Source organism: Pseudonocardia petroleophila (genome assembly GCF_014235185.1).
In the GTDB taxonomy this organism is placed as follows: Bacteria; Actinomycetota; Actinomycetes; order Mycobacteriales; family Pseudonocardiaceae; genus Pseudonocardia; species Pseudonocardia petroleophila.
This window is the reverse complement of record NZ_CP060131.1, coordinates 376,743-398,303: the sequence shown is the minus strand read 5'-3', so window position 1 is coordinate 398,303 and position 21,561 is coordinate 376,743. Positions and strand designations below refer to the sequence as shown.

Genomic DNA, 21,561 nt, shown 5'->3' with positions numbered 1-21,561 from the left:
TCATCGTGCGGGGCCGCACGCCCGGTGTCTCGCTTCGCGACGCAACGGTCGTTGTGGTCGTTTCGGTCACACGCGTGCCAGGCTGCGGACATGCCCGGACGAGCCGCCCCGCGCCGCACGCTGGCGCGGCAGTTCCTGGGCTGGCAGCTCGGGATCGTCGCCCTGCTCCTCGCCGCCGTCGCCGCGCTCGCGGTGACCCAGTCCGACGCGGCGTTCCGGGAGACCCAGGGGCGGCGGATGCTGTCGGTCGCGGAGGACGTCGCAGCCACCGCGGCGCTGCGGCAGAGCCTGCAGGCGGGCGAGTACGGCCCGCTGCCGGGCATCGCCACGACCGCGCGGAACCTGTCGGGGGCCGACGAGATCGCCGTCGCCGACGCCGGCCCGGTGGTCCGCACCGCGGCCGACCCCGCCGACGTCGGCCGGCCGTTCGACCTGGGCGCCAGCACCGCGGCGGCCGGCCGGTCCTGGGTGGGCTACCCGGACGGCCGCACGGTCGTCGCGCAGGTCCCGGTCATCGCCGACGACGGGACGGTCGTCGGGATCGTGGAGGCCCGCGTCGCGGCCCCGCCGCTGCTCACCGGGCTCGCCGCCGCGCCGGGGCGGACCGCGGTGCTGCTCGGCGTCGCGCTCGTCGTCGGGGTGGTGGGGTCGCTGCTGCTGGCCCGCCGGGTGCGCCGGCAGACGCTCGGGCTGGAGCCCGCGGAGATCGTCGAGCTGGTGCAGCGGCGCGAGGCGATGCTGCTCGGCGTCAAGGAGGGGGTGGTCGGCATGGACGCCGCGCACCGCGTGACGCTGCTCAACGGCGCCGCGCGCGAGCTGCTCGACCTGCCCGACGACGTGCACCTGGACGCCCTCGACGACCGCCTGCGCGACGTCCTCACCGGCGCGAGCGCGGGGGAGGACCAGGTGGTGCTGCGGGGGGCGCGGGTGCTCGTGCTCAACCGGATGCCGGTCGTCGTCGACGGGACGGAGGTGGGGGCCGTCGTGACGCTGCGGGACCGCACCGAGCTCGCCACCCTGCAGGACCGCCTCGACGCCTCCCGGCACGTCACCGACACGCTGCGCGCGCAGACCCACGAGTTCGCGAACCGGCTGCACACGATCGCCGGGCTCACCGAGCTGGGCGAGCACGAGGAGGTACGCCGGTTCGTCGCGGGCGTGGTGGCGGAGTCCGACCAGTGGCGCCGCGAGGTCACCGAGCGGGTCGGCGACCCGGCCGCGGCGGCCCTGCTGGTGGCGAAGGCGAGCCTGGCCACCGAGCGGGGCGTCGCGCTGCGGCTGGCGGCCGGCACCCGGCTGGCCGCCGCCCGTCGCGACGCCGCGTTCTCCGCCGACGTCGTGACGGTGCTGGGCAACCTCGTGGACAACGCGATCGACGCCGCGGGTGCGGGCGGGTGGGTCGAGGCCGGGCTCGACGGCGACGGGGACGGCGTGCGCGTCACCGTCCGCGACTCCGGTCCCGGCGTCGCGACGGAGCTCGCCGACGAGGTGTTCCGGCACGGCTTCACGACGAAGGCGGCCGAGGAGCCCGGTGGCCGCGGGCTGGGGCTCGCGCTCGCCCGGCAGGTGTGCCTGCGCCGGGGTGGCACGATCGCGGTGCACAACGAGGACGGTGCGGTGTTCACCGCGACGCTGCCGGGGGTGGACTGATGCGCGTGCTCGTCGTCGACGACGACTTCATGGTGGCCCGCGTGCACAGCGGCTACGTCGCGCGGATCCCCGGGTGCACCGTGGTGGGCGTCGCGCACACCGGCGCCGACGCGCTGCGGATGGCCACGACGCTGCGACCGGACCTCGTGCTGCTCGACGTCTACCTCCCCGACGTCTCCGGGCTGGAGGTCCTGCGCCTGCTGCGCACCGGCTCCGCCGACGACCCGTTCGTCCTGATGATCACCGCGGCCGACGACTCCGTGACCGTCACCGGGGCGCTGCACGGCGGGGCGGCGCACTACCTGGTCAAACCGTTCGACGCGGCGGTCCTCGCCCAGCACGTCGAGCGGATCGGGCGGGTGCGGGGGCGGCTGGCCGGGCTGGACCGGGCGGGCCAGGACGACATCGACACCGTGTTCGGCGCACGCCCCGGGGTCGCGACGCGGCTGCCCAAGGGGCTGACCTCGACCACCGCCCGGCTCGTGGAGAAGGTGCTCCGCGACGCCGACGGCGACCTGTCGGCGACCGAGTGCGCCGAGCGCACCGAGCTGTCGCGGGTCAGCGCGCGGCGCTACCTCGAGCACTTCGTCGAGACCGGGGCGGCGGTGGTGCGCCAGCGCTACGGCGGCACCGGGCGCCCGGAGCGCCGCTACCGCTGGGGGTCGTGAGCGGCGAACGCCCCGGTCGTCCGGGCCAGCGTCGTCTGGGTGAGGATCGCCGCCGCCAGCGGCGCCACCACGGTGCGGGTGATCGCGTGCCCCATCCCCGGGATCCGCACGAGCCGACCGCGGCCCAGCGCTCGGGCCAGGTGCCCGGAGTGCGGCGGCGGGTTGATCGGGTCCTCCGGCGCCTCGACGACCAGCGTCGGCACCTCGACGGCGGCGAGCTCGGCGCCGCGGTCGAGCCCGGTCTGCGCGGCGCGGGCGTGCGCGGCGGGGTTGTCGTGGCGTCCGGCGTGGGCGATCGCCCGCCGCTCCAGCGCGCGGAACTCCTCGGCGTCGAAGGGGGTTCCGGTGCCGCCGAGCGCCCGCCAGTGCGCGACGCGCCAGTCCAGCTCGGCCTCGACGTCGCGGGGGTCGGCCATGTGCTCCCACAGCGCGAGCAGCTCCGCCGACGGCGCGGGCAGGTCGGGCGAGCCGTAGCCGCCGAGCGCGGCGGTGCAGAACACCGTGGCCGTGGCGACGCGCTCGGGGGCGTCGAGGAGCACCAGCTGGACCAGCACGCCCCCCATCGACATCCCGACGAGGTGCGCGCGCGGCACGTCGAACGCGTCCAGGACGGCGACGGCGTCGGCGGCCAGGTCGGTGAGCGCGTAGGGGTGCTCGTCGAACGCCCACGTCGAGCGGCCGGTGTCGCGGTGGTCGTAGCGGATCACGCGGTGGCGCTCGGCGAGCCGGTCGACCAGCGCGTCGGGCCAGACCAGGCCGGAGGCGTTGGCGCCCATCACCAGCAGGACGGGTTCGGGTTCGGGATCCGCGCCCGTGGCGGGAAGGTCCTCGGCCCACAGGCGCACGCCGGGGGCGACGTCGACGAAGCGTTCCACGCCACCAGCCTGTCACAGCACGCTGCCCGGCCCCGCGGGGTGTGCGGGGCCGGGCAGCGGGGTGGAGCGGCTTACTTCAGGGCGTCGAGCAGCGCCTGGCGCTGGCGGTCGCCGAGGCCGGCGGCGCGGCGGGAGACGTCGATGCCGGTCTGCTCCAGCAGGGCCGAGACCTTGGCCGGGCCGTAGCCGGGAAGGCTCTTGAGCAGGTCGGCGACCTTGGTCTTGCCGACGATCGTGTCGGACTTGGCGCGGTCGAGCACCGCGGGGATCGTCTCGTCGCCACGGGCGATCGCGTCGCGCAGCTCCTTGCGGGCGGTGCGGGCGGCGGCAGCCTTCTTGAGGGCGTCGGCGCGCTGCTCGGGGGTGAGCGTGGGCAGTGCCATCTCGGGTGTCTCCTCTCCGTGCGTCCACCCCGGACGGGTGTCGACGCAGGTCATCTTCACGGACCAGCCTGACAGAACCGCACACCGCCCCGCGGGCGACCCCCTGGTGGGGCGGGGTGTCAGGTCTGCGAGCCCGCGGGCTCCTTGGTCAGCGACGGCCCGCCCGCCGACGGCGCACCGTGGTCGTCGTCGACCATCGTCGACTCGTCGAACGGGTCCTGACCGGCGAAGACGCGGTCGGCCTGGGCCCGGTCGAACTCGCCGACCCAGTGCCCGATGAGCACCGTCGCGACGGCGTTGCCGGCGAAGTTGGTGACGGCGCGGGCCTCGGACATGAACCGGTCGATGCCGACGATGAGGCCGACGCCGTCGACCAGGTCGGGGCGGTGCGACTGCAGGCCGGCGGCCAGCGTGGCGAGCCCGGCACCGGTGACGCCCGCGGCGCCCTTCGAGGCGATGATCATGAACACGAGGAGCGAGATCTGCTCGCCCAGGGCCAGCGGCGAGCCCTGCGCGGTGGCGATGAACAGCGACGCCATCGTCAGGTAGATCGCGGTGCCGTCGAGGTTGAACGAGTAGCCGGTGGGCACCGTGATGCCGACGACCGGCCGCGAGACGCCCAGGTGCTCCATCTTCGCGATGAGGCGCGGCAGCGCCGACTCCGACGACGACGTCGAGACGATCAGCAGGAACTCGCGGCCCAGGTACTTGAGCAGCGTGAAGATGTTGATCCCGGCGCCGAAGCGCAGCACCAGGCCGAGGATGCCGAACACGAACAGCGCGCAGGTCACGTAGAAGCCGAGCATGATCTGCAGCAGCGCGCCCACCGCGGACCAGCCGGTCTCGCCGACGACCGCGGCGATCGCGCCGAACGCGCCGATCGGGGCCAGCCACAGGATCATCGTGAGGATCTTGAAGACCAGCTTCTGGAAGTGCCCGATGCCGCGCAGGATCGGCTCGCCCTTCGTGCCGAGCGCCTGCACCGCGAAGCCGACCAGCAGCGCGACGAACAGCGTCTGCAGCACGCTCGTGCCCACCAGCGGCGAGACCAGGGTGTCGGGGATGAGGTCGAGGCCCTCGCTCTCGGCGACCTCGTACGGCTCGTCGGGCAGGACCAGGCCGGAGCCGGGCTGCACGATGTTGCCGACGATCAGCCCGATGCCCAGCGCCGCGGTCGACATCGTCAGGAAGTAGCCCAGCGCGATGGCGCCGACCTTGCCGACCTTGGCGGCCTGCTTCACCGCCCCGATGCCGAGCACGATCGTGCAGAAGATGATCGGCGAGATCATCATCTTGATCAGGTCGACGAAGCTCGACCCGATCGGCTTGAGCGACTTGGCGAAGCCGGGTGCGACGATTCCCACGGCGACGCCGAGGATGACGGCGACGATGACCGCGATGTAGAGGAAGTGGGTGCGGTCCCGCTTCGGGGCGGGTTGGGCGTCCGGGCTGGTTGACTCGGTGCTGGTGGACAACGGGTTCCCCTTCGAATCCGACGGACCGGTGCGTTGCGCGTCCTGGACGGGAACGGCACCCTTCCGGCACAGGATGAGGGGAGTCGTGGTGCACCTCACCCTTTCGTTCATTTCGTTCGACGGAGCGTACGTAGCGTGACCCTTCTGCGCCGGGTGAGCCGGTGGAGCCTCGCGGCCCAGCTGTTCGCGCTGCAGGCACTGCTGGTCGCCCTGGTGCTCGGCGGCGTCGGCGTGGCCACCTACCTGCAGTTCGCCGGCGACAACGAGCGCGAGACGGCCGAGGAGATGCTGGGTGTCGCGCACACGCTCGCCGCGGTGCCCGACGTCCTCGCCGCGCTGGACGACCCCGACCCGTCCGCGGTGCTGCAACCCCTGACCGAGCGGGTGCGGGCCGACACCGCGACCGACTTCGTCGTGGTCATGACGCCCACCGGCATCCGCTACTCGCACACCGACCCCGCCGAGATCGGGCGCACCTTCCGCGGCACGATCGGCCCCGCCGCCGCGGGGGTCACGACGTTCACCGAGACCTACACCGGCACCCTCGGGCCGTCGGTGCGCGCCGTCGTCCCGGTCGTCGACCCCGCCGACGGGCGGGTGGTCGCGCTGGTGTCGGTCGGGCGCACCGTCACGGCGGTGTCGCGCGAGCTGGCCGGGCGGCTGCCGGTGCTGCTGGCGTTCGCGGGCGCCGCGCTCACCGCGGCCGCGCTGGGGTCCTGGCTGGTCAGCCGCTGGCTGCGGCGCACCACGCACGACATGGGCCCGGCCGAGCTGTCGCGGATGTACGAGTACTACGACACCGTCCTGCACTCGGTCCGGGAGGGGCTGCTGCTGCTCGACCGGGGCGGTCGCGTCCAGCTGGTCAACGACGAGGCCCGGCGGCTGCTCGCGCTCCCGCCGGAGGTCGCGGGCCGGCCCGTCGACGCGCTCGGCCTGCCCGACGCGCTGGGGTCGGCGCTCGCCGCGGGGGAGCGGCGCTCCGACGAGATCCACCTGACGGCCGAGCGGATCGTCGTGGTCAACCAGGCCCCCGCCCGCTGGGCGGGCCACGACCTCGGCACCGTGGTGACGCTGCGCGACCACACCGAGCTGCGTGCGCTGAGCACCGAGCTGGAGACGATCCGCGGCTTCGCGCAGTCGCTCAACGCGCAGGCCCACGAGGCGGCCAACCAGCTGCACACCGTCGTCTCGCTGATCGAGCTGGGCCGCGCCGAGGAGGCGCTGACCTACGCCACCGCCGAGCTGGAGCTGGCCCGCCACCTCACCGACGCGGTGCTCGCCGGCATCGCCGTGCCCGAGCTCGCCGCGCTCGTCGTCGGGAAGGCGGCGGAGGCCGGGGAGCGCGGCGTCGAGCTGGGGCTGGGGGAGGGCGCGCAGGTGCCCGCCGGGCTCGCCGACCCCCGCGACCTCGTCACCATCGTCGGCAACCTCCTCGACAACGCCGTCGACGCCGCGCTGGAGGGTCCCGAGCCGCGCTGGGTGCGCCTCGACGCCGGGTGCGCCGACGACGGGTTCGTCCTGCGCGTCACCGACAGCGGCCCGGGCCTGCCCGACCCGGAGGCGGCGTTCACCAGCGGCTGGAGCACCAAGCCGGCGGACGGGATGGGCCGCGGGCTCGGCCTCGCGCTGGTCCGGCGGGCGGTGCACCGCCACGGCGGCACCGTGTCGGCCGGGAACGCCCCGGGCGGCGGGGCCGAGCTGCGGGTGCGGCTGCCGGAGCCGCGTCCGTGAGCCCGCCCGACATCGTGATCCGGACCCTCGTCGTCGACGACGACCCGATCGCGCTGGACGCGCACGCCGCCTACGTGGAGCGGGTCCGCGGGTTCGCCGTGGTCGGGCGGGCCGCCACGGGGACCGCGGCGCTGCGGGCGCTCGCGATCCGGCCCGTCGACCTCGTCCTGCTCGACGTGCACCTGCCCGACATGAGCGGGCTCGACGTCCTGCGCCGCATGCGCGCCGCGGGCCACGCCTGCGACGTGATCATGGTGACCCGCTCGCGGGACCTGGAGGTGGTCCGCGCGGCCGTCGCGTTCGGCGCCACCCAGTACCTGATGAAGCCGTTCCCGGCCGGGGTGGTGCGGGCGAAGCTGGAGGGCTACCTGGCCTACCGCGAGCGGGACCCGGGCCCGCTGGTCGCGCAGTCCGACGTCGACGGCCTGCTCGACGCCCTGCGCGCCCCGTCGGAGGTCGCCGACCTGCCCAAGGGGATCAGCCGCGAGTCGCTCGACCAGGTCGCGGGCGCGCTGGTCCCCGACGCCGGGCGCACCGCGGTGGAGGTCGCCGACCTCGTCGGGGTCTCCCGGGTCACCGCCCGCCGCTACCTCGAGCACCTCGCCGACACCGGGCTGGCCGAGCGGGCCCTGCGCTACGGCACGACCGGGCGTCCGCAGGTGGAGTACACCTGGCGGCCCCACGGCGGCACCTGAGCGGCGTCAGCAGGCCCGGGCGACCGACACCGGCGTCGAGGTCAGCGGGGCGTCGGAGGTGCCGTCGGTGCCGGACCCGCCGCCCTCGGCGTCCTCGGTGGCCTCGTTCGTCTCCGGGATGTCCGACGGGGCCGCGGCCACGGTGGGCGGGTCCGCCGCCGGGTCGCGGTTGATGGCGTCCTGGACGATCTCGCGCATCAGCGTGAAGTTGGGGTCGCCGGTGTTGAAGCGGCCGTCGGACTGGTCCGGGTCGGGCAGGTTCGGGTCGAACGCCACGCTCTCCAGCTGGATCGGGGCGTCGGCCACCGACAGCAGCGCGGGCAGGGCCTGCTGCGGGATGTCGGTGGAGACGCTGTCGGTCGTCGCCCGCGCGATCGACTGGAAGTTGGTGAGCAGCTCGGCGGGCTGGTTCTGGTCGAGGATGTTCTGGATCAGGCAGCGCTGGCGGCCCATCCGCACGTAGTCGGTGGAGTTGGTGCGGGAGCGGGCGAACGCGAGCGCGTCCTCCCCGCTGAGCTGCTGGACGCCGGGCTCGATGTAGCGGTCGGGCGGCACCGCCCGGCCGGTCGGGCTGATCCCGCCGACCGGGATGCGGTCCGGGCCGACGTCGACCTGGACCCCGCCCAGGGAGTCGATGATCGCGGCGAACCCCGCCATGTCGAGCTCGACGTAGTAGTCCAGGTCGAGCCCGAGCATGTACGACACGGTCTGGTGCAGCAGGTTGAGCCCGGGGTCGTCGGTCGGCCCGGCCGGGGCCAGCGCCGGGAACTCGTGGCCGTAGGCGTAGACGGCGTTGAGGTAGTAGTTGCCCGAGGGGCCCGCGCTGTCGTGGAAGCCGTCGGGGAACTCCTCGGCCATCGGCGACCCGGGCGGGAACTGCGCGTAGGCGATGTTGCGGGGCAGGCTGAACAGCGTCGTGCGCCCGGAGGCGGTGTCGATGCTCGCCACCATCATCGTGTCGGTGCGGGTGCCGGTGCGGTCGGGCCCGGCGTCGCTGCCGACGAGCAGCAGGTTGACGCGGGGGCCGAGCGCGGCGGCGCTGCCGGCGTCGTCGGCGAACAGCTCGCCGAGCACCGAGCGCGAGGAGTTGGCCAGGTTGGCGGCGAAGCCCAGCGGTGCGGCGACGACCAGGCACAGCGCGGTGACGACCGCGATGCCGACCGTGCGCCGGCCGGAGTCGAGCCCGCGCGGCTGGGAGATCGACCAGGTCCGGACGATCACCGCGATCCAGGCGAGCGCCGCGACGACGCAGGCGATCGAGGCGACGGCCAGGCCCCGCGAGGACAGCAGCGGGGCGATCAGGTCGGAGCGCCGCAGCGTGGCCAGCAGGACGACGAGGGTGACGACGGCGAGCAGGAACGGGCCGAGGATCAGCCAGCCGGTGCGGCGGCGGTGCAGCATGAGGTGCCCGCTGCCGGGGGCGACGGCGGCGGCCGCGGTCGTGAGGAGCGCCCGGCCCAGCGTGCGGGGCCGTCGGCGCCCGGTGCGCCGGACCGGGGGCGGGGTGGGCCGGTGACCGCCGGAGCCGGTGGCCTTCGTCGCCGTACCCGCCTCCGCCGCGCCGCGCGGCGGCGTGCCGGTCGGTGCGGCGCCCGTCGCCGCTGCGCCGGCCGCCTTCGGGGTCCCCGTCCGCGGGGCCCCCGCCGTCGGGGAGCCCGCCTTCCCGGCCGCCGCCGTCGGGGACCCGGCCCGGGAGGCCGCGGCGACCGTGGCCGCCGGGCCGGCCTTCGGGAAGCCCGACGCGGGCGATCCGGACGCGGGTGACCCGGACGCCGGGGCGCCCGCCGCGGGGCGGGCGGGACGGCGCGGGGCGTCGGGGGGCGGGGTGCGGCGGACGGGGCGCGTGCGGAGGTCGTCCTCGTCCGCCGGGTCCGGCCGGCGCGGCGTGATCCGGGTGACCGGCTCGTCGGGGTCGCGCCGGGACGCGGCGCGCCGCGCGGCGTCGGCGACCCCGCGCTCGTAGGACGAGCGCTGACGGGGCGCGACGGGCCGGGTCGGGTCCTCGACGGGCGGCGGTTCGATCACGGGGCGTCGCCGCGGAGGGAGCGGGGGCACCGGGCGACCGCCGGTGGCGCGGGCCCGGCCGCGCTCGCGGCGCTCGAGCTCCCGGCGCTGCTGCTCGATGCGCTGCTGCTCGATCCGCTCGCGCTCGGCCCGGCGCGGCCACGGGGCGTCGGGATCGGGTCGGGGCGGCACGCGGTCACGCCCCGGTCGGGCCCGGTCGTCCACTGCTGGTCACCCCCAGCCCTTCCTGTGCTCGCCCTGCCCCGGTGCTCGGGGGGCCGTGATGCCTCGTCCTGTCACATCCGGGCTCGACGGTGAGACCACCTCCGACAGTACTGTGCGTGACCGCCGGCCGGACGTCGCACCGTCGTCAGCGCGGTGCGGGAACGACATCCGGGCGCACACCGGTCAGCGCGGCGGCCCGCTCCCACAGGGCCCGGGCCACGACGCGGTCGTGCGACGCCGCGGAGCTGCCCACCGGCCGCGGTGCGCCGGCGACCTCGCCCGGGCCGTCCGGGCCGATGTAGGAGCCGCCGGGCAGGTCGGGCTCGGTCGCCGCGTAGAGCGTCGGGAGGGCGCCGGCCTCGGGGCCCTGCGCCACCACCCGGTTGAGCAGGCCCATCACCCGGTCCTGCACCGACTCGGTGCGCGACTGCAGGTTGGTGGCGGCGTAGCCGGGGTGCGCGGCCACGGAGCGCAGCAGGGACCCCGCGGCCACGAACCGACGCTGCAGCTCGTAGGCGAACATGAGGTCGGCCAGCTTGGACTGGCTGTAGGCGAACCAGCGCTGGTAGCGGCGGCGCTCCCAGTTGAGGTCGTCGACGTCGAGCTGCCCGAGCCGGTGCGCGGCGCTCGACAGCGTCACGACGCGGTCGGTCAGCCGCGGCAGCAGCAGGCCGGTGAGCGCGAAGTGGCCGAGGAAGTTGGTGCCGATCTGCATCTCGAAGCCGTCGGCGGTCCGGCGGTGCGGGACGGCCATCAGTCCGGCGTTGTTGACCAGCACGTCGACGGGGTGGTCGACGGTCGCGGCGAACCCGTGCACCGACGCCAGGTCGGCGAGGTCGAGCCTGCGGACCTCCGCGGTGCCGGGCGACCCGGCCAGCCCGGCCGCGGCCGCCTCGCCCTTCGCGGTGTCGCGCACCGCCATCACGACCCGGGCCCCGGCGCGGACGAGCTCCCGGGTGGCGGCGAGACCGATGCCGCTGTTGGCGCCGGTGACGACGACGGTTCGTCCGGTCTGCGGCGTGATGTCGGAAGCGGTCCACCGGTCCATGACCCGACGGTAACCAGGGGGCGCGATACTGGCGCGGTGCGGGTGGGTGCTGCGGCGATGGTGCTGGCCGGGGGCAGCGGCAGCCGGGTCGGGGCCGACCGGAACAAGGTGTACCTGCCCGTGGCGGGCCGCTCTGTGCTGGCCTGGTCGATCGACGCGCTGGCCGGTGCGCCGGGCGTCGGCCCCGTGGTGCTGGTCGTCCGCGCCGGTGACCGCGACCTGGCGCGCCGGGTCCTCGACGAGGAGGTCGAGCACGCCGCCGCGGTGGAGGTCGTCGACGGGGGAGCGACCCGGCAGGGCTCCGAGCTCGCCGGGCTGCGCGCTCTGGCCGCGCGCATCGGCTCGGGCGCGGTCGACGTCGTGCTCGTCCACGACGGCGCGCGGCCGCTGGCCGGGCCCGCGCTCGTCGCCGAGGTCCTGCGCGTGGCCCGGGAGTCCGGGGGAGCGGTGCCGGGGCTGCTGCGGGCAGACCTCGCGGTGGCCGACGGGGCCGGTGGACTCGTCGCCCCGGCCCGCCTCACCGCGGTGCAGACCCCCCAGGGCTTCCGCGCCGCCCCGCTGCTGGCCGCTTACGAGGAGGCCGAGCGCGAGGGGTTCGCCGGCACCGACACGGCGTCGTGCGTGGAGCGGTTCGCCCCCGACCTCGCCGTGCGCGTCGTCGCGGGCGACCCGCGCAACATCAAGGTCACCTACCGGCACGACCTCGACGTGGTCTCCGGCGCGCTCGGCCGGTGACGGTCCGCGGGCGACAGCCGCCCGCGACCTCGTTTCACGTAGCAGGGACTTCGTTCACGTAGCAGGGACTTCGTTCACGCGCTCGGCCGTACCGCTCCGAGGAACGGCCTCGTTGGTCCGAATGGCGGCACGGCTGTGCCGGGACCCGTACCCCAGCACGGGTCCGTCGTAGGAACGTCGCATCGAGGAGACCGCAGTGTTCGAGGGATTCAGCAAGGCATTCGTGCGCGAGGCCATCAACCGGAGCGCGGAGAACGCCGTCGACCGCCGCCGCTTCCTGCGCGCCGCGGGCCTGACCGGCCTGGGAGTGGCGGGTGTCGCCGGTGGCGGCCTGGCCCTGTCGGGTGCGGCGTTCGCGTCGGACGACAGCGACGACGGTGCCGCGACCGACGCGGCCGTGCTCAACTTCGCGCTCAACCTCGAGTACCTCGAGGCCGAGTTCTACCTGCGCGGCGCGTTCGGCGAGGGCCTCAACGACGACCAGATCGACGGCTCCGGCAAGCTCGGCGAGGTCACCGGCGGCTACAAGGTCGACTTCGAGTCGAAGCTGGCCAAGCAGTACGCGATCGAGATCGCGCAGGACGAGCGCGACCACGTCGACTTCCTCCGCGCCGCCCTGGGCGACGCGAAGGTCGCGCGTCCCGCGATCGACCTGCAGGACGCGTTCTCCGCCGCGGCGCAGGCCGCCGGCCTGGTCGGCCCGGGCGAGGCCTTCGACGTCTTCGCCAACGAGGACAACTTCCTCCTCGGCGCCTACGTCTTCGAGGACGTGGGCGTCACGGCCTACAAGGGCGCCTCGCCGCTCATCACCAACAAGACCTTCCTCGAGGCGGCCGCCGGCATCCTCGCGGTCGAGGCGTACCACGCGGGCCTGGTCCGCACGGTGCTGCTGGCCAAGGGCTTCGAGGACGCCGCGGGCGCCATCTCGGACGCGCGCGACAGCCTCGACGGCCCGGCCGACCTCGACCAGGGCATCGTCGACTCCGACGGCAACAGCAACATCGTGCCGACCGACGAGAACGGCATCGCCTACTCGCGCACCGCCGGCCAGGTCCTCAACATCGTGTACCTGAACCCGGCGTCGGTCACCTCGGGCGGGTTCTTCCCGAACGGGGTCAACGGCGGCATCAACACCAGCGACGACAACGCCTGATCGGGCGTCATCTCCACATGCGGGCGGACAGGACCGGAACCCCGGCCCTGTCCGCCCGTTGTGCTCTGTACAAGCCCTGAACGAACGACGGAAGGAAGCCCCCCGTGCCGAACCTCGGTGGTTGGGAACTAATCGTCCTGCTCGGCGTCCTCTTGCTGGTCTTCGGAGCCAAGAAGCTCCCCGACATGGCCCGCTCGATCGGCCAGTCCGCCCGTGTCTTCAAGGGTGAGATGAAGGGCCTCAAGGAGGACGGCAAGACCGAGGACCGCGAGCCGGAGCCGGCGCGCACCTCGGCGCTCCCCGTCGTCGACGCACCCGCGCCGACCGCGCAGATGCCGGTCGTGGAGGCCGAGCGGGTCCGCTGACCCGGGAGTGACACGGCTCACACCGCGCCGGGGCGAACCGCCCCGGCGGTGGGCCACGGCGTCGCGCGCCGTGTGCGCGTGCCGTCGACGATCTTCGCGCCGCGTTTTCGGCGGCGCCACCTGATCGTGCACGACGCGGTCGCTCGCTACCGTCCTCCCCGTGTGCCCGGCACCGGCCGGGCACGGGAGGAGGACGACGTGACGGCAGGTGGCCTCGAGGCCCTGTTGACGAGCCGGACGCTGAGCGACCCGGAACTGATGGCGGCGACCGATGAGGTCCCGGACCAGCGGATCCTGCCGGACGTGAGCGTGCTCAAGATCGGCGGCCAGAGCCTCATGGACCGCGGTCGGGCCGCGGTGCACCCGGTGGTCGACGAGCTCGTCGCGGCCAGGGCCGAGCACCGGATGCTGATCGGCACCGGGGGCGGCACCCGGGCCCGGCACGCCTACTCCCTCGCCGCGGAGCTGGGCCTGCCCACCGGCGTGCTGTCCGACGTGGGTTCGGCGGTGGCCGGCCAGAACGCGACGATGCTCGGGTTCCTGATGGCCCGCCACGGCGTCCCGGTGATCGACGCGGGTGCGCTCGGCGCCCTGCCGCTGCACCTCGCCGAGGCCCGCGCCGCGATCTTCCCCGGCATGCCGCCCTACGGGATGTGGCAGCACGTGCCCGCCGAGGGCGTCATCCCGCCCTACCGCACCGACGCCGGCTGCTACCTCGTCGCCGAGGCCTACGGCTGCAAGCAGATGATCTTCGTCAAGGACGAGGACGGGCTGTACACCGCGAACCCGAAGACCGACGCGTCGGCCACGCTCATCGAGCGGATCACCGTCGACGAGCTGATCGAGCGCGACTTCCCCGACCTCGTCGTCGAGCGGCCCGTCCTGGAGCTCATGCGCCGCGCCCGGTTCGTCCGGCAGATCCAGGTGATCAACGGGCTGAAGCCCGGTCTGATCACGCGCGCCCTGCAGGGCGAGCACGTCGGCACGATCATCACCGCGGCCTGAGGAGCATCGACATGACCCACCCCGACACCACCGCCGCGAAGGACGTCCCGTCCGCCCTGATGCGGCAGACGCTGCTCGACCGCGAGCTCGTCAGGCCCGTCGGCCGCCCGGTCATCCGGCTGCTGCCGTGGCTGCAGGTCGTCTCGATCGGCGGCACCGCGATCATGGACCGCGGCGCCGACGCCGTGCTGTCCGTCGTCGACGAGCTGCGCGCCGCCCTGCCCGAGCACCGCCTGCTCGTCACGACCGGGGCCGGCGTCCGCGCCCGGCACGTGCTCGGCGTGGGCCTCGACCTCGGTCTGCCCACCGCCGCGCTCGCCGGCCTCGCCGCCACCGAGGCGGAGCAGAACGGGCACATGGTCGCGGCCCTGCTCGCCGCCGACGGCGTCTCCTACGTGGCCCACGAGACCGTCGCGCACCAGCTCGCCGCGCACCTGCAGGCCAGCCGCGCGGTCGTCTCCAACGGCTACCCGCCCTACGGCCGCCACGAGTTCCCGCCCGCCGTCGGCAAGATCCCGGTGCACCGCGGCGACGCCGGCACCTTCCTGCTCGCCGACGCCTACGGCGCCGCGGACCTGGTCTACGTCAAGGACGTCGACGGGATCGACGTCGGTGCCGGGGTGGTGGGCCGGATCGGGGCCGCCGAGCTGCTCGACACCAAGCCCGAGTCCCTGCCGATCGACCCGCTGGTGCTGCAGCTGATGGCCCACGCCAAGCACGTGCGGGAGATCCGGATCGTCAACGGCCTCACCCCCGGCGCCCTCACCCGCGCGCTGGCGGGCGAGGACGTGGGCACGGTGGTGCACGCCTGACGCCGGTCTGCCGCCACTGCTCGGTGAGTGGGCAGGTTCTGGCCTGTGTGGGCCGGGCGCCGGTTCCTCCGGGGTCCGTTCTACTGCAGGCCAGGACGCCAGCCGGTCGGGTGCGGGTCGTGTCGGTCGGTGGGGTTGCGGTTCCGGGACCACCGGGCGTCTCGCCCTGCTCGGCGGGAGGGAATGGGCCGGGGGTCGGGCACGTCGGTCGGGGACGGCTGCCCACCCGGCCCGGATATCGGTGGTCGTGCCCACCCTCGTTGCAGGCACCGCAGCCGATCGTCAGGCTGCGTCGTGTCGATCCGGTGAAAGGGGGAGCCGGCTTTCTCCGGCACTGATGTCGGAGGTGTACTCCGCACCTGTCGGTGTGGTCGTCGTGACGGTTCCGTCGGTGTTCCGCACGCGCCATCCAGTGGTTTCGCGGACGTGGTTGTGGAATGCGCACAGCCCGCGGCCGTTGCCGAACTCGGTGCGGCCGCCATCGGCCCACCGTTCTACGTGGTCGATGTGGCGGATCGGTGCGTCGCAGTAGGACTCGCGGCACCTGTGGCCGTCTCTCGCCCGGATCAACGCCGCCAACTGTCCGGTGAACAGTCGGCTGCGGGAATCCCCGCCGATCACGATCCCGTTGCGGGTGACGAGCCGTCGCCAGGTCTTGCGACCGTCGCTGGTCGTGAGGAGTTCGGCCGGGACGGGTCCGTGGCCGGGGATCTCCGCGGGGAGCGGGCTGTCGTCGTCGACCAGGGTCTCGATGGGGACCATGACCTGGATCTCGATGTTCACGTCGCGAGCGGTGGCCTGTCCGGTGAGTCGCTCGACGAGGGTGTCGGCCATGATCTGACCGCGCCCGCGGGTGACCGGTTCGGGCGAGACGGCGACCTCGTTCACCGCGGCGGCGAGTGCTGCGTAGCAGGCCACGGCAACTTCGACCGGTAGGTGGGCGGTCAGGTCGGCCATCCCGTCCGCGGCGGGACGGACCGATACCCGTCGACCGGTGCGGGCGGCGCGGCAGCGGGCGGTGAACTTCTCCGGTGCGACCTGTGCGGCGAGGGTCCGGGCGAGGTCGTGGATCCGGCGGACGCCGAGGGCCTCGACCCGCTGCTGCGCGAGCTGCTCGTCGACCTCGGCCCGCTCGGCGGGTGAGAGGTGCGCGGTGGCGGCCACGATGGTCGCGGTCTTGTACTCGCTGAGCCGCCCTGCGGCGTGCAGCTCACGTACCCGGGTGTGCCCGGCGTGCAGATCCCGAGCGATCCGCACCCGTCGGCGACCCTCGGTGGGTGAGACCCGGCAGGCGAGTCCGACCTGGGCGGCGATGCTGCGTTCGAGCTTCTCGGGATCGACCTCCCCGGCGGCGGTCTGCGATTCCGCGTGTGCTTTCGCGAACGCGAGAATGACCTCCGACTGCTCGACCGCGATCGCCGCTTTCCGTTCTTCGAGCCGCGCGATCCGCTCGATGAGCGACGTCTCGGAACGGTCGGCGGGCATGTCCCCATTCTACCAGAGCTCGAACGTCTGTTCGAGCATCATCCCGGTCCGCTCACGTGTTCGCTGCCTTCCAGAAGCAGACCGAGGAAGAACTGCGCACCGGTCCCGAAAGCGGCCGCCAGCGCGTACCCGACGGTCGCCTCCCACGGCAGCGGGCCGAGTCCGGCCACGCGGACCCCGAGCGCGGACACGTCCTCGCTCCACCGCGCCGGCAGCAGCGATCCGTCGGCGCGCTCGAACGTGCCCAGCTCGTTGTCGCCGCGGTAGCGGCGCCCGCGGACCAGACGGGCGGTGGTGGGGCTGCTCGGGGTGAACAGGAGGTCGTCGGCGCCGCGGCGGACCGCCACCCGGTACGAGCGTCGGGTCAGACCCCCGCGCGCGGGACGCAGCTCCACCGGCTCCCCGTCGACGGTGAGCGCGAGCGCGGAGGCGTCCCGCGTCCCGATCGGGACGCCCACCCGCACGGCGGCGTCCGGTGCGCGGACGAGCACGACGGGCGGCAGCGCGTGACCCGACACCTCGACGTGCCCGGAGCCGACCTCGACCCGCACGCACCCGAACAGGACGTCGATCACGTCGGCCACGCCGCGACCGTACCGATCACGGCGCCGCCCCGGTCACAGCGCCGTGCGGATCACAGCGCCGGGATCACCGACTCCCCGTACGCCTCGATCGTGGCCTCCCGGCCGTCGTGCATGGCGTAGACCGCGAACTGGTCGACGCCGAGACCGCGCAGCTCGGCGAGCCGCTCCCGGTGCGCGGACGCCGGGCCGAGCAGGCAGAACCGGTCGACGACCTCGTCGGGCACGAAGGTGGTCGACGCGTTGCCCGCGCGGCCGTGGTGGGAGTAGTCGTAGCCGTCGCGGTCCTTGATGTAGCCGGTGAGCGCCGACGGGACCACCGACGACCCGGCGCCGTAGCGCGTCACCAGGTCGGCGACGTGGTTGCCGACCATCCCGCCGAACCAGCGGCACTGGTCCCGCGCGTGCCCGACGTCGTCGGAGACGTAGGCGGGCGCGGCCACGCAGATCGTGATCGACGCCGGGTCGCGGCCGGCCGCCTCCGCGGCCGCGCGCACGGTCTTCACCGTCCACTCGACGAGGTAGGGGTCGGCGAGCTGCAGGATGAACCCGTCGGCGCAGCGGCCGACGAGGTCGAGCGCCTTGGGGCCGTAGCCGGCCATCCACACCGGCAGCTCCGGCACCCCCTCGGCCACCCACGGGATCCGCACCTGCGTTCCCCCGAGGTCGACGGCCCGGCCCCCGGCCAGCTCCCGGATGACGTGCATCGACTCCTCGAGCCGGGCCAGCGTCGTCGGTGGGCGACCCTGCACGCGCACCGCCGAGTCGCCGCGTCCGATGCCGCAGACCGTCCGGTGCCCGAACTGCTCGTCGAGCGTGGCGTGCATCGAGGCGAGGACCGTCCAGTCGCGGGTGGCCGGGTTCGTCACCATCGGCCCGACGACCAGCCGCGAGGTCCGCGCCAGGATCTGCGGGTACAGGACGTAGGGCTCCTGCCAGAGCACGTGCGAGTCGAACGTCCAGCCGTGGCTGAACCCCAGCCCCTCCGCGCGCACCATCAGGTCGACGACCGCGCGCGCGGGCGGGTCGGTCTGCAGGACCAGTCCGATGTCCATCCCGGTCACCGCAGGTACTGGCAGGTGTCGCGGCGCAGGTAGGCGCCGTCGCCGGGCCTCCCGTGGTAGGCGCCGCCGTCGATCACGACGCGGCCGCGGGAGAGCACCGTCTCGACCCTCCCGGTGATCTGCTTGCCTTCGTACGCCGAGTAGTCGACGGCCATGTGGTGCGTCTGCGCGGAGATCACCTGCGTGGCGGCCGGGTCGTAGATCACGATGTCGGCGTCGGCCCCGGGCGCGATGGTGCCCTTGCGCGGGTAGAGGCCGAACATCCGCGCCGGGGTGGCGCAGGCGATCTCGATCCAGCGCCGCCGCGAGATGTGCCCGTCGACGACGCCCTGGTGCAGCAGGTCCATCCGGTTCTCGACGCCCGGCAGCCCGTTGGGGATCTTGGAGAAGTCGCCGATCCCCATCTCCTTCTGCCCGGTGAAGCAGAACGGGCAGTGGTCGGTGGAGACCACGGACAGGTCGTCGGTGCGCAGCCCCCGCCACAGGTCGGCCTGGTGGTCCTTCGGTCGCAGCGGCGTGGAGCAGACGTACTTGGCGCCCTCGAAGCCGGGCCGCGCCAGGTCGTCGGTGGACAGGAACAGGTACTGCGGGCAGGTCTCGGCGAAGGCGTTGTAGCCCTCGTCGCGGGCCTTCGCGATCTCCGCGAGCGCCGAGCGCGCGGAGAGGTGCACGACGTAGAGCGGGGCGCCCGCGACCTGCGCCAGCTTGATCGCGCGGTGCGTCGCCTCGGTCTCCAGCAGCTCGCGCCGGACCTCGCCGTGCACGCGCGGGTCGGTCTCACCGCGGGCCAGCGCCTGCTCCACGAGCACGTCGATCGCGATGCCGTTCTCGGCGTGCATCATCGTCAGCGCGCCGGTCTCGGCGCCCTTCTGCATCGCGCGCAGGATCTTGCCGTCGTCGCTGTAGAACACGCCGGGATAGGCCATGAACAGCTTGAAGCTGGTGACGCCCTCGCCGACGAGCGCCTCCATCTCCTTGAGCGACGAGTCGTTGACGTCGGCCAGGATCATGTGGAACGCGTAGTCGATCGCGCAGCGGCCCTCGGCCTTCGCGTGCCACGCGTCGAGGCCCTCGCGCAGCGAGCCGCCGACCGACTGGATCGCGAAGTCGACGATCGTGGTCGTGCCGCCCCAGGCCGCGGCCCGGGTGCCGGTCTCGAACGTGTCGGCGGCGTAGGTGCCGCCGAAGGGCATCTCCATGTGCGTGTGGGCGTCGACGCCGCCGGGGATGACGTACTTCCCGGTCGCGTCGAGGACGGTGTCGGCCGTCCAGTCCTGCCCGACGCCCAGCGCGACGACCGTCCCGTCCTCGACGAGCACGTCGACGGCCATCTCGTCCGACGCCGTGATGACGGTCCCGCCGGTGATCAGCGTGCGGCTCACGGGGTCGCCTCCTCGATCGCGGCCAGCAGGGCGGCCAGGCCCTCCGCCGCCTCGTCGGCCGTCAGGGTCAGGGGTGGGGCGATGCGCAGGACGTTGCCGTGCAGCCCGCCCTTGCCGACCAGCAGGCCGCGCCGCTTGCAGCCCTCCAGCACCGCCGTCGCTATCTCCGGGGCGGGGTCGCCGGGCGTCCCGGTGCCGGGGCGCACCAGCTCGACGCCGAGCATCAGACCCTTGCCCCGGACGTCGCCGACGACCGGCGAGCCGAGCGCGCGCAGGCCGTCGAACAGGGCCGGGCCGCGGGCGGCGGCGTTGGCCTGCAGATCGTTGTCGAGCAGGTAGCGCAGGTTCGCGAGCGCGCCCGCTGACGTCAGCGGCGAGCCGCCGAACGTCGAGATGTGGTTGGCGCCCAACGAGTCCATGATCGACGCCGGGGCGATCACGCCGCCCATCGACAGCCCGTTGCCGATGCCCTTCGCGAACGTCACCAGGTCCGGGACGGCGCCGCTGGCCTGCCAGCCCCAGAAGTGCTCGCCGGTGCGGCCCCAGCCGGTCTGCACCTCGTCGGAGATCCACAGGATCCCCTTTTCCCGCAGGACGGAGGCGAACGCGCCCAGCAGCCCGTCGGGGCCCGAGGTGAACCCGCCGACGCCCTGGATCGGCTCGGCGATGAACGCCGCGACGTCACCGCCGGACTGGTCGAGCACCTCGCGCAGGTCGGCGACGCACGCCGCGATGTACTCGCCGTCGGACAGGCCCGCGAACGGGGAGCGGTACTGCTGGCCGCCGTGCACGTAGTAGGTCTGGAACGGCGAGAGCGAGGTCGGGCTCCACGACCGGTTGCCGGTGATCGCGATCGTCGAGAACGAGCGGCCGTGGTAGCTGTTGCGCAGCGCGAGGATCTGGTTGCTGCGCCGCAGCGACGACGCCAGCAGCAGCGCGGCGTCGTTGGCCTCGGTGCCGCTCGGGGTCAGGAACACCTTGGCGTCCGGAATCCCCGAGACCGTCGCGATCTGCTCGGCCAGCTCCACCATCGGCCGGTTCAGGTACAGCGTGGAGCTGTGGATGATCTTCCCGGCCTGGTCGGCGACGGCCTTGGTCACCTCGGGCAGGGCGTGCGCCGTCATCGTGGTGAGGATGCCGCCGAAGAAGTCGAGGTAGCGGTTGCCGTCGGCGTCCCAGACGTGGCGGCCGTCGCCGCGGTCGAGCTCGATCGGCTCCTCGTAGTAGATCGCCAGCCAGGAGGGCAGGACCGCGCGCGTGCGCTCGTAGAGGCTCACGACTGCACCAGCGGGCCGTAGGCGTCGGGCCGGCGGTCGCGGTAGAACGCCCACTGCTGGCGCACCTCGTCGATCAGGCCGAGGTCGAGGTCGCGGACGACGAGCTCCTCGTCGTTCCCCGACGCCACGTCCCCGACGAACTGGCCGCGGGGGTCGACGAAGTAGCTCGTGCCGTAGAAGTCGTTGTCGCCGTACTCCTCCACGCCCACGCGGTTGATCGCGGCGACGAAGTACTCGTTGGCGACGGCCGCGGCCGGCTGCTCCAGCTTCCACAGGTACGAGCTGAGGCCGCGGCTCGTGGCCGAGGGGTTGAACACGATCTGCGCCCCGGCCAGGCCCAGCGCGCGCCACCCCTCGGGGAAGTGCCGGTCGTAGCAGATGTAGACGCCGATCCTCCCGACGGCGGTCTCAAAGACCGGCCAGCCGAGGTTGCCCGGACGGAAGTAGAACTTCTCCCAGAAGCCCTTGACCTGCGGGATGTGGTGCTTGCGGTACTTGCCGAGCACGGTGCCGTCGGCGTCGATCACGGCGGCGGTGTTGTAGTAGTGCCCGGAGTCCTCGACCTCGAAGACCGGCACGACCAGCACCATCCCGGTCTCCCGCGCGAGCGCCTGCATCCGCACGACGGTGGGCCCGTCGGGCACCCGCTCGGCCCAGCGGTAGTGCTCGGACTCCTGCACCTGGCAGAAGTAGGGGGCGTTGAAGACCTCCTGGAAGCCCATCACCTGCGCCCCCTGCTCGGCGGCGGCCCGCGCGTAGGACTCGTGCACCTCGATCATGGACGCGGTGTCCCCGGTCCACTTGGCCTGCAGGATGGCGGCCCGGACGATCCCGTCGGTCATGCGCCTCACGTCCCTCGTTCTCGACAGCGGCCCACTGTCGGACCGGGAGCCCGGTCCGCGCAAGGGGATCGTCACTCTCGCGCCCCGGCGGGGGGCCGGACAAGAT

General features: G+C 73.9%; 20 protein-coding genes. 9 read left to right on the top strand and 11 right to left on the bottom strand.

The features are described from left to right. Positions 1-90: 90 nt before the first annotated feature. Together H6H00_RS01905 and H6H00_RS01900 are read left to right on the top strand one after the other, a co-directional pair. Positions 91-1,650 (top strand): sensor histidine kinase, encoded by a 1,560-nt coding sequence (locus tag H6H00_RS01905; protein WP_185719664.1) that lies wholly within the window; start codon positions 91-93, stop codon positions 1,648-1,650. Then, entirely contained in the window at positions 1,647-2,318 is a 672-nt protein-coding gene (locus H6H00_RS01900) for a response regulator (RefSeq protein ID WP_221775897.1), read from the top strand. Before H6H00_RS01905 ends, H6H00_RS01900 begins: the two co-directional genes overlap by 4 nt. Here the strand turns inward: H6H00_RS01900 and H6H00_RS01895 are convergent. The 3 genes from H6H00_RS01895 to H6H00_RS01885 all read right to left on the bottom strand — a co-directional run bounded on the left by H6H00_RS01895 (position 2,300) and on the right by H6H00_RS01885 (position 5,051). Then, positions 2,300-3,193 (bottom strand): alpha/beta fold hydrolase, encoded by an 894-nt coding sequence (locus tag H6H00_RS01895; RefSeq protein WP_185719662.1) that lies wholly within the window; start codon positions 3,191-3,193, stop codon positions 2,300-2,302. The genes H6H00_RS01900 and H6H00_RS01895 overlap by 19 nt on opposite strands. A gap of 71 nt (positions 3,194-3,264) precedes the next feature. After that, positions 3,265-3,576, bottom strand: coding sequence for an integration host factor, actinobacterial type (gene mihF / locus H6H00_RS01890; RefSeq protein ID WP_185719661.1), 312 nt, complete (start codon positions 3,574-3,576; stop codon positions 3,265-3,267). A gap of 119 nt (positions 3,577-3,695) precedes the next feature. Next, positions 3,696-5,051, bottom strand: coding sequence for a cation:dicarboxylate symporter family transporter (locus tag H6H00_RS01885; protein WP_255425533.1), 1,356 nt, complete (start codon positions 5,049-5,051; stop codon positions 3,696-3,698). Between the two features lie 135 nt (positions 5,052-5,186). On the opposite strand from H6H00_RS01885, the gene H6H00_RS01880 reads away from it, so the two are divergent. Further along, positions 5,187-6,782 (top strand): sensor histidine kinase, encoded by a 1,596-nt coding sequence (locus H6H00_RS01880; protein ID WP_185719659.1) that lies wholly within the window; start codon positions 5,187-5,189, stop codon positions 6,780-6,782. Further along, positions 6,779-7,477, top strand: a complete 699-nt coding sequence (locus H6H00_RS01875; RefSeq protein WP_255425532.1) for a response regulator — start codon at positions 6,779-6,781, stop codon at positions 7,475-7,477. Before H6H00_RS01880 ends, H6H00_RS01875 begins: the two co-directional genes overlap by 4 nt. A gap of 6 nt (positions 7,478-7,483) precedes the next feature. Here H6H00_RS01875 and H6H00_RS01870 read toward each other — a convergent pair whose 3' ends face one another. Both H6H00_RS01870 and H6H00_RS01865 read right to left on the bottom strand, forming a co-directional pair. Next, complete coding sequence (locus H6H00_RS01870; protein ID WP_185719658.1) at positions 7,484-9,673, bottom strand: LCP family protein; 2,190 nt, start codon at positions 9,671-9,673, stop codon at positions 7,484-7,486. 178 nt (positions 9,674-9,851) lie between these two features. After that, positions 9,852-10,754 carry an oxidoreductase gene (locus H6H00_RS01865; RefSeq protein ID WP_185719657.1) on the bottom strand — a complete coding sequence of 301 codons (903 nt, stop codon included), beginning with the start codon at positions 10,752-10,754 and terminating at the stop codon, positions 9,852-9,854. Between the two features lie 57 nt (positions 10,755-10,811). On the opposite strand from H6H00_RS01865, the gene H6H00_RS01860 reads away from it, so the two are divergent. The 5 genes from H6H00_RS01860 (at position 10,812) to H6H00_RS01840 (ending at position 14,824) form a co-directional block, all read left to right on the top strand. Next, positions 10,812-11,489: an IspD/TarI family cytidylyltransferase gene (locus tag H6H00_RS01860; protein ID WP_185722093.1), complete on the top strand. Its 678-nt coding sequence runs from the start codon at positions 10,812-10,814 to the stop codon at positions 11,487-11,489. Between the two features lie 196 nt (positions 11,490-11,685). Beyond that, the gene (locus tag H6H00_RS01855; protein WP_185719656.1) at positions 11,686-12,642 is read left to right on the top strand and encodes a ferritin-like domain-containing protein; all 957 of its coding nucleotides are present in this window, start codon (positions 11,686-11,688) and stop codon (positions 12,640-12,642) included. A gap of 104 nt (positions 12,643-12,746) precedes the next feature. Continuing rightward, entirely contained in the window at positions 12,747-13,007 is a 261-nt protein-coding gene (gene tatA / locus H6H00_RS01850) for a Sec-independent protein translocase subunit TatA (protein ID WP_185719655.1), read from the top strand. A 198-nt stretch (positions 13,008-13,205) separates the two neighbouring features. Further along, a complete protein-coding gene (locus tag H6H00_RS01845) occupies positions 13,206-14,012 on the top strand; it encodes an amino acid kinase family protein (protein ID WP_255425531.1) in 807 nt (268 codons plus the stop codon). An 11-nt stretch (positions 14,013-14,023) separates the two neighbouring features. Beyond that, on the top strand, positions 14,024-14,824 hold the full coding sequence (locus H6H00_RS01840; protein WP_185719654.1) for an amino acid kinase family protein: 801 nt from the start codon (positions 14,024-14,026) through the stop codon (positions 14,822-14,824). 282 nt (positions 14,825-15,106) lie between these two features. Here the strand turns inward: H6H00_RS01840 and H6H00_RS01835 are convergent, their stop codons facing one another. The 6 genes from H6H00_RS01835 to H6H00_RS01810 are packed head-to-tail and all read right to left on the bottom strand — an operon-like array spanning position 15,107 to position 21,455. Next, a complete protein-coding gene (locus H6H00_RS01835) occupies positions 15,107-16,309 on the bottom strand; it encodes an HNH endonuclease (RefSeq protein ID WP_185719653.1) in 1,203 nt (400 codons plus the stop codon). A 38-nt stretch (positions 16,310-16,347) separates the two neighbouring features. Next, entirely contained in the window at positions 16,348-16,893 is a 546-nt protein-coding gene (locus H6H00_RS01830; protein ID WP_185719652.1) for a hypothetical protein, read from the bottom strand. Between the two features lie 50 nt (positions 16,894-16,943). After that, the gene (locus H6H00_RS01825; protein ID WP_185719651.1) at positions 16,944-17,945 is read right to left on the bottom strand and encodes a TIGR03842 family LLM class F420-dependent oxidoreductase; all 1,002 of its coding nucleotides are present in this window, start codon (positions 17,943-17,945) and stop codon (positions 16,944-16,946) included. Between the two features lie 5 nt (positions 17,946-17,950). Further along, a complete protein-coding gene (hydA, locus tag H6H00_RS01820) occupies positions 17,951-19,336 on the bottom strand; it encodes a dihydropyrimidinase (RefSeq protein WP_185719650.1) in 1,386 nt (461 codons plus the stop codon). Beyond that, positions 19,333-20,613 (bottom strand): aspartate aminotransferase family protein, encoded by a 1,281-nt coding sequence (locus tag H6H00_RS01815; protein ID WP_185719649.1) that lies wholly within the window; start codon positions 20,611-20,613, stop codon positions 19,333-19,335. Before H6H00_RS01815 ends, hydA begins: the two co-directional genes overlap by 4 nt. Further along, positions 20,610-21,455 carry a nitrilase-related carbon-nitrogen hydrolase gene (locus tag H6H00_RS01810; protein WP_185719648.1) on the bottom strand — a complete coding sequence of 282 codons (846 nt, stop codon included), beginning with the start codon at positions 21,453-21,455 and terminating at the stop codon, positions 20,610-20,612. The genes H6H00_RS01815 and H6H00_RS01810 overlap by 4 nt, the downstream gene beginning before the upstream one ends. Positions 21,456-21,561: the final 106 nt, after the last annotated feature.